Annotated in this window: 10 protein-coding genes; 5 read left to right on the forward strand and 5 right to left on the reverse strand. The window is 71.0% G+C overall.

Features of this window, described 5'->3' with window-relative positions:
* Both ABYX71_RS07340 and ABYX71_RS07345 read left to right on the forward strand, forming a co-directional pair.
* The coding region (locus ABYX71_RS07340) for an ABC transporter permease (RefSeq protein ID WP_372695860.1) at positions 1-903 on the forward strand (903 nt) is incomplete at its 5' end.
* The gene (locus ABYX71_RS07345) at positions 900-2,738 is read left to right on the forward strand and encodes a dipeptide ABC transporter ATP-binding protein (protein ID WP_372695861.1); all 1,839 of its coding nucleotides are present in this window, start codon (positions 900-902) and stop codon (positions 2,736-2,738) included. The genes ABYX71_RS07340 and ABYX71_RS07345, both read left to right, overlap by 4 nt.
* 12 nt (positions 2,739-2,750) lie before the next feature.
* Here ABYX71_RS07345 and ABYX71_RS07350 read toward each other — a convergent pair whose 3' ends face one another.
* A complete protein-coding gene (locus ABYX71_RS07350) occupies positions 2,751-4,151 on the reverse strand; it encodes a UbiD family decarboxylase (protein WP_372695862.1) in 1,401 nt (466 codons plus the stop codon).
* A gap of 143 nt (positions 4,152-4,294) precedes the next feature.
* On the opposite strand from ABYX71_RS07350, the gene ABYX71_RS07355 reads away from it, so the two are divergent.
* Positions 4,295-4,720: an HIT family protein gene (locus ABYX71_RS07355; protein WP_372695863.1), complete on the forward strand. Its 426-nt coding sequence runs from the start codon at positions 4,295-4,297 to the stop codon at positions 4,718-4,720.
* Positions 4,721-4,734: 14 nt separating this feature from the next.
* Here the strand turns inward: ABYX71_RS07355 and ABYX71_RS07360 are convergent, their stop codons facing one another.
* The 4 genes from ABYX71_RS07360 to trxB all read right to left on the reverse strand — a co-directional run bounded on the left by ABYX71_RS07360 (position 4,735) and on the right by trxB (position 8,028).
* Positions 4,735-5,946 carry a class I SAM-dependent methyltransferase gene (locus tag ABYX71_RS07360; protein WP_372695864.1) on the reverse strand — a complete coding sequence of 404 codons (1,212 nt, stop codon included), beginning with the start codon at positions 5,944-5,946 and terminating at the stop codon, positions 4,735-4,737.
* Positions 5,947-6,119: 173 nt separating this feature from the next.
* A complete protein-coding gene (locus tag ABYX71_RS07365; RefSeq protein WP_372695865.1) occupies positions 6,120-6,509 on the reverse strand; it encodes a PilZ domain-containing protein in 390 nt (129 codons plus the stop codon).
* 36 nt (positions 6,510-6,545) lie between these two features.
* Positions 6,546-7,079: a Smr/MutS family protein gene (locus ABYX71_RS07370; protein WP_372695866.1), complete on the reverse strand. Its 534-nt coding sequence runs from the start codon at positions 7,077-7,079 to the stop codon at positions 6,546-6,548.
* A complete protein-coding gene (trxB, locus tag ABYX71_RS07375) occupies positions 7,051-8,028 on the reverse strand; it encodes a thioredoxin-disulfide reductase (RefSeq protein ID WP_372695867.1) in 978 nt (325 codons plus the stop codon). Before trxB ends, ABYX71_RS07370 begins: the two co-directional genes overlap by 29 nt.
* A 134-nt stretch (positions 8,029-8,162) precedes the next feature.
* On the opposite strand from trxB, the gene ABYX71_RS07380 reads away from it, so the two are divergent.
* On the forward strand, positions 8,163-10,481 hold the full coding sequence (locus ABYX71_RS07380; RefSeq protein WP_372695868.1) for a DNA translocase FtsK: 2,319 nt from the start codon (positions 8,163-8,165) through the stop codon (positions 10,479-10,481).
* Positions 10,474-11,106 (forward strand): outer membrane lipoprotein chaperone LolA, encoded by a 633-nt coding sequence (gene lolA, locus ABYX71_RS07385; RefSeq protein WP_372695869.1) that lies wholly within the window; start codon positions 10,474-10,476, stop codon positions 11,104-11,106. Before ABYX71_RS07380 ends, lolA begins: the two co-directional genes overlap by 8 nt.
* The last annotated feature ends 19 nt before the right edge of the window (positions 11,107-11,125 follow it).

An 11,125-nucleotide genomic window follows, 5' to 3' on the forward strand; every position in this document is an offset into this window, starting at 1 on the left:
CTGGTGTGCTGGCGCCTTGCCCGGCGCGGGCGCCAGCCACTGTCTGAAGCGGCCCGCCGCCTGGTGCGTGGCGACACGCAGGTGGCCTGGCGCAGCGCGCTGCTCACCGCCACCGCACTGCTGGTGCTGGCGGCGGTGATCGCGGCGCTGGCCGGCGGCTACCACGTGCTCGGCACCGACAAGGTCGGCCAGGATGTGCTGTATCTGAGCCTGAAGAGCATCCGTACCGGGGTGATCATCGGCGGCGCCAGCCTGCTGGTGGCATTGCCGCTGGCGCTGCTGCTGGGCACCGCGGCAGGCTTCTTCGGCGGCCGCGTCGACGACCTGGTGCAGTACCTGTATGCCACGCTGAACGCCATCCCGGGCGTGCTGCTGATCGCCGCCGCCGTGCTGACGCTGGACGTCTACATGGACCAGCACCTGAGTGCGTTCGCCGGCGTGCAGCAGCGTGCCGACCTGCGCCTGACGGCGCTGTGCCTGATCCTCGGCGCCACCGGCTGGATCGGCCTGTGCCGGCTGCTGCGCGGCGAGAGCCTGAAACTGCGCGAACTCGAATACGTGCAGTCGGCGCGCGCGCTCGGCCAGCCGCAGTGGCGCATCATCACCCGCCACGTGTGGCCGAATCTGATGCACCTGGTGTTGCTGACCGCGGTCATCGACTTCAGTGGCCTGGTGCTGGCCGAGGCCGTGCTCTCCTACGTCGGCGTCGGCGTCGACCCGGGCACCGTGTCGTGGGGCAACATGATCAACACCGCCCGTCTGGAACTGGCCCGCGAGCCGGTCGTGTGGTGGTCCCTGGCCGCCGCCTTCGTGTTCATGCTGGGGCTGGTGCTGCCGGCCAACCTGCTGGCCGACGCCCTGCGCGACGCCCTCGACCCACGCCAATCCGACCTGCGCCCATGACCACGCCGCTGCTCGAACTGCGCCAGCTGCGCACCGCCTTCGACACACCGACCGGGCCGGTGACCGCCGTCGACGGTGTCAGCCTGTCGGTGCCGGCCGGCGAAACCCTGGTGCTGCTGGGCGAATCCGGCTGCGGCAAGTCGGTGACGGCGCTGTCGATCCTGCGCCTGCTGCCGCCCGCGGCGCGCCAGACCGGCGGCGAAGTATGGCTGGACGGCCTGAACCTGACCGCGCTGCCCGAGCGGGCCATGCGGGCGGTGCGCGGACGGCGTATCGGCATGATCTTTCAGGAGCCGATGACCAGCCTCAATCCGGTCATGCGCGTGGGCGCGCAGATCGCCGAGGTGATTGCCCGCCACCGGGGCGGCAGCCGGCGCACCCTGCGCAGCCGCGGGGTGGAACTGCTGGCCGCCACCGGCATGGCCGATCCCGAGCGCCGCTATGACGAATACCCGCACCAGCTGTCCGGCGGGCTGAAGCAGCGGGCCATGATCGCCATGGCGCTGGCCTGTGATCCCGAGCTGCTGATCGCCGACGAGCCGACCACCGCGCTCGACGTCACCACCCAGGCACAGATCCTGGACCTGCTCGAACAGCTGCAACGCGAGCGCGGCATGGGCCTGCTGCTGGTGACGCATGACCTGGGCGTGGCCGCCCGCATGGCCGACCGGGTGGCGGTCATGCAGGCCGGGCGGGTGGTTGAACAGGCGGCGCGGGACGCGTTCTTCAGCGCGCCAGAGCACCCGTATTCACAGGCCCTGTTTGCCGCATTGCCGGACTTCTCGCGCCGCGGGCAGGCCCTCAGCGGCGCCGCGTCGGCGAGCGCGCCACGCACCGCCACGCCGGCGGCCGACGACGCCCTGTTGCAGGTGCGCGACCTGAAGGTGCATTTCCCGATCCGCCGCGGCCTGCTGCAGCGCGCGGTCGGCGCCGTGCGCGCCGTCGATGGCGTGTCGCTGACCCTGGCCGCCGGGCGCACGCTGGCCGTGGTCGGCGAGTCCGGCTGCGGCAAGACCACGCTGGCGCGTGCCGTCGTGCGCCTGCAGGACGCCTCCGGTGGGCAGGTGCAGTTCGACGGCGCCGAACTCACCACCCTGCCGGCACGGCGCCTGCGTCCGCTGCGCCGGCAGGTGCAGATCGTGTTCCAGGACCCGTACGGCTCGCTGAACCCGCGCCTGCGCGTGGCCGACATCGTGCGTGAGGGGCTCGACGCCCTGCACATCGGCACACCGGACTGGCGCGACCGACGGGTGGCCGAACTGCTGAACCGGGTCGGCCTGCCGGACAGTGCCGGCGAGCGTTTCCCGCACGCGTTTTCGGGCGGCCAGCGCCAGCGCATCAGCATTGCCCGGGCGCTCGCGGTGCAGCCGCGTTTGCTGGTGTGCGACGAGCCGACCAGCGCGCTCGACCTGTCGATCCAGGCACAGATCCTGGACCTGCTGCGCGACCTGCAGGCCGAGCTCGGCCTCGCCTACCTGCTGATTACCCACAACATCGGCGTGGTCGAGTACCTGGCCGACGAGGTGGCCGTCATGTACCTGGGCCGTGTGGTCGAGCACGGCCCGGTCGAGCGCGTGCTGAAGAACCCGGCCCACCCCTACACGCGCGCCCTGCTGGCAGCGGTGCCGCGGGTGGCGCTGGACGCGCCGCCGGTGCGCATCGCCGCCGGCGACCCGCCCTCTGCCGCGTCACCGCCGTCCGGCTGCCACTACCACCCGCGCTGCCCGCTGGCCGACGCGCGCTGCCGGCAAGAATACCCACCGACGACGGCACGCGACGGCGGCCACACCGTGGCCTGTCACCACGCCGACCAGGTGACGGCAGGCAGCACCTAGCGCGGCGCGCCGTCAGCCGCTGCGGCGCAGCTTGGTCTTCTTTGACGCGGTCAGCTCACCCCAGCGCTCACGCACGCGGGCGGCCATTTCCGGCCGCGGACGCGACATGGCGGGATAACCCTTCAACGGCGCCGTGGCATCGATACCGAGCTTGCTGGCGATGCCGTCCCCGTACTTGTCGATGGCCGGGCCGATGGTGCCGAACCCGTCGCCCATCATCACGTCACGCGGTGCGTGGCTGCGGTTGGCGATGGCCCAGTAGACCTCTTCCTGGTTGCGCGGATCGATGTCGTCGTCGACCACGATCACGGTCTTGGCCGTGCGCGTCGCCCACAGCGCGTAGATGACGTGCTTGGCCTGCTCCTCGTAGGTCTTCTTCAGCGCCACCACCACGGTGTGCATGTCGAGCGCGCAGTAGACCTCCTTCACCGTTGGCGCCACGTCGTTGCGCAACTTGGCGGTCAGGCCGGCCTCGCCCATCATCTGTCCCAGCGCGTGGGTGTCCGACGGCGGCACGCCGATGTAGGTATGCACATACACCGGGCTGCGCCGGCGCGTGGCGTGGTGGAACTGGATCACCGGCTGCTCGCCGACCGGTCCGTAGTAACCGGGATACTCGCCGTACGGCCCCTCGGCCTCGCGCACGCCGTGCAGGATGCGGCCCTCGAGCACGATCTCCGCGTCAGCCGGCACTTCGAGGTCCACCGTGTCGCACTTGACCAGCTCCACCGGCTCGCCGCCGCGCAGGGCCGAGGCCAGCTCCATCTCGTCGTCACCCAGGTTCAGGCCCTGCACCTGGGACGCCAGGTACAGCAGCGGGTCGCCGCCGATGGCCACCGCCACCTCGGTCGGCTGGCCCCGCAGGTCGTTCTTGGCGCGGATGGTGCCCGCGTGCGACGTGGGGCTGGACCAGATGCCGGTGCGGTTGCCGGGACGCAGCTGCAGGCGATAAATGCCCATGTTGCGCCGGCCGCTGTCCGGATCCTTCATCACCACCAGACCGTAGTTCAGGAACGCGCCGCCATCGTCCGGGTTGTTGACGGCCGGCGGCACCAGATCTTCCAGGCGCAGTTCGGCTTCCGGGATCACCACCTCCTTGCACGGCGCGCTGTGGGTCATGCGCGCCTGCGGCCAGGGGCGGCTGCGCGAACGGCCGAGGAAGGTCTCGCCGACCTGCTCCAGCGGCACGTCCATGGCCAGCGCAATGCGATCCTTGGTGCCCATCATGTTGGTGAACACCGGGTACGGGTAGTCCTTGACGTTGTTGAACAGCAGAGCCGGGCCGCCCTCGTCCAGCACCTTGCGGCACACGGCGCCGAGTTCTTCATTGGGATCGACCTCGGCGTCGATCTCCAGCAGCTCGCCGGCGGCGTCCAGGCGCGCAATGAACTGGCGAATGTCACGATACGGCATGATTTCTCCTCCTGCGGCCGGTGTCCGGCTCGGTTAGTGTCGGTGCCCGACAGACGCACACCGATGAGCGGCGATTGTGGCTGCGGTGCCACAGGTGGGCAAGCGGCTGGCCGCGGCACCTGACGGAAGGCACAATCCACGCCATGACCAGCGCCCAGCACCCTCACTGCCCGCTGTGCCAGGCGCGCGACGAAACCGTGCTCTGGCATGACACGAAAACGCGCGTGGTGCTGGTCGACGACGCCAACTTCCCCGGCTTTTGCCGCGTCATCTGGAACGCGCATGTGGCCGAGATGACCGACCTGCCGCCGGCCGACCGTGACGCCCTGATGCAACGGGTGTTCGCCGTGGAAGCGGCGCAGCGGCGGACGCTGGCACCGGCCAAGATCAACCTGGCCAGCCTCGGCAACCAGGTGCCGCACCTGCACTGGCACGTGATCCCGCGCTACCGCGACGATGCCTGCTTCCCGGACGCGGTCTGGGCGGCGCCGCGGCGCGCAGGCGCCGCGCGGCCGGTCCGGGTCGAGGCGCTCGCCGACGCCGTACGGGCCGCGCTCACGGCCGGCTGAGCGCCGGGCGCGCCTCAGCCCACCCGGCGCAGCACCGCCGGCGCCGACCGCGACCGGTACAGGTAGTCACGGGTCAACGGTACGGCGCTGACGTCGGTGGCCAGCTGTACCTGGGCCACGCCAAGGCTGCCCACCTCGAAACCCGCCTGCGACGCGGCCAGGTAAAACTCCCACATGCGGCAGAAGCGCTCGCCCATGCGCTGAGCCACGGCGGCGCGCTGCTGCTGAAAGCGCGCCTGCCAGGCCTGCAGGGTGAACGCGTAGTGACGGCGCAGCAGCTCCAGGTCGGCCACCTTCAGGCGACTGCGCTCGATACCGTCGGTCAGCTCGGACAGCGCCGGGCTGTAACCGCCCGGGAAAATGTACTTGCGCACCCAGCCGTTGGTGGTGCCCGGCGGCCCCAGGCGGCAGATGGTGTGCAGCAATGCCACGCCGCCGTCCGCCAGGTTTGCCGCGACCTGCTGGAAGAAACGCGGATAGAACGGCCGTCCCACGTGCTCGAACATGCCCACGCTGACGACGCGGTCATAGCGCCCGGTGTGCTCGCGGTAATCCTGCAGCAGAAACCGCACCCGGTCCGCCAGCCCGCGTTCGGCGGCGGTGCGCTCGGCCACCTCCAGCTGGCGGCGCGACAAGGTCACCCCGGTCACGCGCACCTGGTGGTGTTCCGCCAGATGCAGCGCCAGGCTGCCCCAGCCACAGCCGATGTCCAGCACCTGCATGCCCGGTTCGAGCAGCAGCTTGCCGGCGATGTGCTCGGCCTTGGCCTGCTGGGCGGCCTCGATATCCATCTGCGGCCGGGGGAAGTAGGCGCACGAGTAGTACATCTCGCGATCCAGGAACTGCCGGAACAGCCACTCGTCGAGGTCGTAGTGGTGCGCCACGTTGCGGTAGCTGGCCTGCACCCGGTTCCATTGCTGCAGCAACCCGCCCAACAGACGGCGCAGGCGGCCGCCGCTGCCCGCCAGTTGGCCCGCGTTGCGCATGAGCACCGTCAGCAGCGTGGCCAGCTCACCCGGACCGGCGACCCACTCGCCGGCCATGTAGCTCTCGCCAAGCGCCATCTCGGGATTGGCGGCAATCCGCCGCAGCGTGTCCGGACGGCGCACGATCCACGACGCGCGCGGCGTGCCGCTGCCAAAACAGTGCCGGCTGCCATCGGGCAGTTCCAGTTCCACGGTGCCGACCCGCAGCAACCGCTCGAGCAAGGCAAGTTCGTGCTTCACGACGCTACCTCCCATGCCGGTGCGGCCGCGCCGGCACCCACCGGCGGTCCCGGCCGCCGGCCGATCGGGAAGTGAACTCCGGCGAACGCCGGTGGTGTCCTGCGCGGCTTGCCGGAACGATTGAAAAACCGCAGCGACCCGGCCGTCAAGGGGCGCCGCCGGCGCCGCGGGGATCAGCTGCCGGCCGCGCCGGCGCAGGCACCCTCGTGCTCGCGCAACATCTGCGACAGCTCGCGCCTCAACAGGGCCGGCTCACCGAGGTTGACCTCGATCAGTCGCCGCAATTCGGACACGCTGTCCAGATCGACACCGGTGCATTGCCAGCCCAGGGTCGCGGCGTCCTGATGGCGCAGGATGGCGACCATCTGGATGCTGGTGCCCTCGTCCAGGCGAAAGGTCAGCGCGCAACGCTCGCCGACGTCCCCGGACCAGTCGCGCGGCCGACTGACCAGGGCGCCGTTCAGGGAGATGTCGATCGCCCGACACGGCCAGCGGCGACCGCGGTTCAGGAACTCCGCCTGCACATGCAGGCTGATACGGGTATAGCGGCGGCGTTCGATCATGCGTAGCGGCTCCGGCGCCTGCGGGCAGCAGGCTGTTCAGGCTCGGCGCAGCAACACCCGCACGGCACCGCTGGCCCCATCCCGGCGGCCGGCACTGCGCAGCGCGAGTACCGCCGGATGCCCTTTTAACGACGCCACGACCAGCCCCTTTAGCACCGGCTGCGGGTCCGGCGAACGCAGGCCCTTGCCGTGGATGATCCGCAGCCGTTCGCACCCCTCGTGCAGGCAGTCGTCGAGGAAGGCATGCAAGGCCCGGGTGGCCTGCGGCACGGTCAGGCCATGCAGGTCGAGTTCGGCATCGGCGGCGAAATCCTCGCCGTCGAGCCGGCGCAGCGCCCGCACCGGCACGCCGGGCTTGAGCCACCGCACCGTTTCGCCGGGTTGCAGCGGCGGCAGGTCGGCGAGGCCCGGCACAGGCGGGGCATCCGCCGGGCGGCGCGCCGGCGGCGGGCGCCGTGCCGGCTCTGCCCGCGGCGCGCCACCGCGCAGCGGGCGCACCGCGCCGACGGCGGCGCGAAACTCGGCCGCCGGATCGTCCGGCTCAGGCGGCGGCGTTGCTTTCGAGCCCATCGAGATAGCGCTCCGCGTCCAGCGCCGCCATGCAGCCGCTGCCGGCCGAAGTGATGGCCTGCCGGTAGACGTGATCGGCCACGTCGCCGGCGGCGAACACACCCGGCACGCTGGTGGCGGTGGCGTTGCCGTCGCTGCCGCCGCGCACCGTCAGATAGCCGCCACGCATGTCCAGCTGTCCGACGAACAGGTCCGTGTTGGGACTGTGGCCGATGGCCACGAACACGCCACTGACCGTCCGCTCCTGCGTGGCGCCACCGTCGGTGGCCGCCAGACGCATGCCGGTGACGCCACTGTCGTCACCGAGCACTTCCTGCAGGGTGTGGTTCCACACCAACTCCACCTTGCCGCTGTCGGCGCGCTCCAGCAGGCGGTCGATGAGGATCTTCTCCGCCCGCAGGCGGTCGCGCCGGTGCACCAGTGTCACCTTGCTGGCGATGTTGGACAGATACAGCGCCTCCTCGACGGCGGTATTGCCCCCGCCGATCACCGCCACCTCCTGGCCACGGTAGAAGAAGCCGTCGCAGGTGGCACAGGCGGACACGCCGCGACCCTTGAACGCCTCCTCCGACGGCAGGCCCAGATACCGCGCCGACGCGCCGGTGGCGATGACCAGCGCGTCGCAGGTGTAGCTGGCGCTGTCGCCGTGCAGCAGAAACGGCCGCCGGTCGAGCTGTACCCGGTTGATGTGGTCGAACACGATCTCGGTACCGAAGCGCTCGGCATGGCGCTGCATGCGCGCCATCAGCTCCGGCCCCTGTACGCCGGCGTCGTCGCCGGGCCAGTTGTCGACGTCGGTGGTGGTCATCAACTGACCGCCCTGCGCCATGCCGGTGACCAGCACCGGCTGCAGGTTCGCCCGCGCCGCGTATACGGCGGCGGTGTAGCCGGCCGGGCCCGAGCCCAGGATCAGCAGACGGCAGTGGCGCGGTTGGGTCGATGCGGTCATGACTACAACATGGGGTGGTGGCGGCGGGCCCGCGATTATCTGCCGCGCGCCGCCCTTTGCCCAAGTTCCGACCCGCGGGTACGGCGCCGGCGCCTGCTAAAATCGCCCGCCACTTCGACCGACCGTCCTCGCCCATGCCGCGCAAGCGCCGCCAGCAACTTCCGCCCGAACCCAGACGCTGGCGCCTGCCTGCCGGCCTGCGCGAGACCGTCGTGCTGCTGCTGCTGGCCTGCGCCGGATTTCTGTTTCTGTCGCTGCTCGGCTTCGACCCGCAGGACCCCAGCTGGAGCACCAGCGGCGGCAACGACAGCATCAACAACGCCGGCGGTCGCGCCGGCGCCCGCCTGGCGGGCGTGCTGTACTTCTTCTTCGGCTATCCGGCGCTGCTGATCCCGCTGCTGCTGCTGTGGTTCGCCTGGCGCATGTACCGGGCCGGCGACGCCGGCGTACCGGTGCGCGCGCGCGGCGTCGCCGTGCGCCTGCTCGGCCTGGCGCTGGCCATGACCTGCGGCGCCGCCCTGGCGCAGCTGTACCTGCCTGCCGGCGGCGGCCTGCCGAGCGGTCCCGGCGGTGGTCTTGGCCAGTGGCTGGGTCGGGCGGCGGCCGGCAATTTCAACATCGCCGGTGCCACGCTGTTCCTGGTCGCCGCCGGCCTGTCCGGCCTGACCTGGGTCACCGGCCTGTCCTGGCTGAGGCTGACCGAGCTGCTGGGCATCGCGGTGGTGCAGGGCGTCACCGTACTGGGGCGTGGGCTGCGTACCTATGCCGACGGCGTGGCCGGCAAGCGGGCGCGCGAGGGCCGGCGCGAGGCGGTGGACCGGCACAAGGCGAAGGAGGTCGGTCGCCCGCCGCCGCGCATCGAGCCGGTGCTGCGGCCGGTGGAGATCGTCGACCGCGTCGAGGCCGAACGCCAGGTGGAGCTGTTCGAGCCGGCGCCGCACATCACCCCTGCCCTGCCGCCGTTGACCCTGCTCGACGACAAGGAGACCAAAATCGTCGGCTTGTCGGCGGAAGCGCTGCAGGCGCTGTCGCGACGGCTGGAGCTGAAGCTCGAGGAATTCGGCATCGAGGCGCGCGTGGTCGAGGTGCACCCGGGGCCGGTGATCACCCGCTTCGAGCTGGAACCGGCGGCCGGCGTCAAGGTGAGCCAGATCAGCGGCCTGTCGAAGGACCTCGCCCGTTCGCTGTCGGTGGTGAGCGTGCGCGTGGTGGAGGTGATCCCCGGCAAGCCGACCGTCGGCATCGAGATTCCCAACGAGCAGCGCGAGCTGATCCTGTTCGCCCAGACGCTGCGCTCGCGCGCCTACGACGACAGCCCCTCGCCGCTGACACTGGCGCTCGGCAAGGACATCCAGGGCCTGCCGACAGTGGCCGACCTGGCCAAGATGCCGCACCTGCTGGTGTCCGGCACCACCGGCTCGGGCAAGTCGGTGGCGGTCAACGCCATGGTGCTGAGCCTGCTGTTCAAGGCCACACCGGACGAAGTGCGGCTGATCATGATCGACCCCAAGATGCTGGAGCTGTCGGTCTACGAGGGCATTCCGCACCTGCTGTGCCCGGTGGTCACCGACATGAACGACGCGCACAACGCGCTGCGCTGGTCGGTGGCCGAGATGGAGCGCCGGTACAAGCGCATGGCCGCGCTCGGGGTGCGCAACATCGCCGGCTACAACCGCAAGGTACGCGAGGCGGCCGAGGCCGGCGCGCCCATCCCCGACCCGCTGCACGTGCCCGGCGACGCGGAGGACGCTGTCGAGCCGGTGTACTGCGAACCCATGCCGTACCTGGTGGTCATCGTCGACGAGTTCGCCGACATGATGATGATCGTCGGCAAGAAGGTGGAGCAGTTGATTGCCCGCCTGGCGCAGAAGGCGCGCGCCGCCGGCGTGCACCTGATCCTGGCCACGCAGCGACCGTCGGTGGACGTGATCACCGGCCTGATCAAGGCCAACATCCCGGCGCGCATCGCCTTTCAGGTATCGTCCAAGGTCGACTCGCGCACCATCCTCGACCAGATGGGCGCCGAGGCCCTGCTCGGCCACGGCGACATGCTGTACCTGCCACCGGGCACCTCCATCCCCAGCCGCGTGCACGGCGCCTTCGTGTCCGACGAGGAAGTCCACCGCGTGGTGGCGCACCTGAAGTCGGTCGGCCAGCCCGATTACCGCGACGAGATCCTGCGCGGCGACTTCGCCGACGACGGCAGCGAGGGCAGCGGCGCGCCGTTTGCCGTCGGCGAGCCCGGCGAGGGCAGCGACGAGCTTTACGACAAAGCGGTGTTCCTGGTCACCAGCAGCCGCCGGGCATCGGTGTCGGCGGTGCAGCGACACCTGCGCATCGGCTACAACCGCGCCGCCCGGCTGGTGGAGGAAATGGAACGCGCCGGCATTGTCGGCCCGCTGAAACCCAACGGTCAGCGCGAAGTCCTGGCCGAGGCACCTCCCGGTGGCTGAGCGCCTGCGCCACGTCCTGCTGGCGGCCCTGCTGGCGCTGCCGGCGCCGCTGCTGGCGGCTTCGGCGCTGGCTCCACTCGAGCGTTTCTACGCCGACACGCGCACGCTGGCCGGGCAGTTCACGCAAACCGTGACCGACGCCAGCGGCACCGTCAGCGAGGAAAGCCGCGGCGAGTTTGCGATCGCGCGTCCCGGGCGGTTCCGCTGGGATTACCAGACGCCGTTCGAGCAGATCATCGTCGCCGACGGCCGCGAGCTGTGGGTGTACGAACCGGACCTCGACCAGGCCACCGTGCGCCCGGTGGACGAGCAGACCGCCGACGCGCCGGGGCTGCTGCTGTCCGGCGCCCGATTCCCGGCCGACCTGTTCGACGCCGTCGCCGAAGCGGACGGCTGGCTGCGCCTGACCCCCACCCGGGCCGACAGTGGCCTGGGCAGCGTGCGCCTGAAGCTGGCCGACGGCACGGTGCAGGCGCTCGAACTGCACGACGGCCTCGGCCAGACCACGCGCATCGAACTGCACCACCTGCGGCGCAACGAGCCGGTGCCCGCCAAGCGGTTCGCCTTCACACCGCCGGCCGGGGTCGATGTGATCCGCGCCCTGCCGGCGCCCGGCGGCGGGTAGTCCGCCGATGCCGGGCGGC

The organism is Immundisolibacter sp., assembly GCF_041625615.1.
Lineage (GTDB): Bacteria > Pseudomonadota > Gammaproteobacteria > Immundisolibacterales > Immundisolibacteraceae > Immundisolibacter.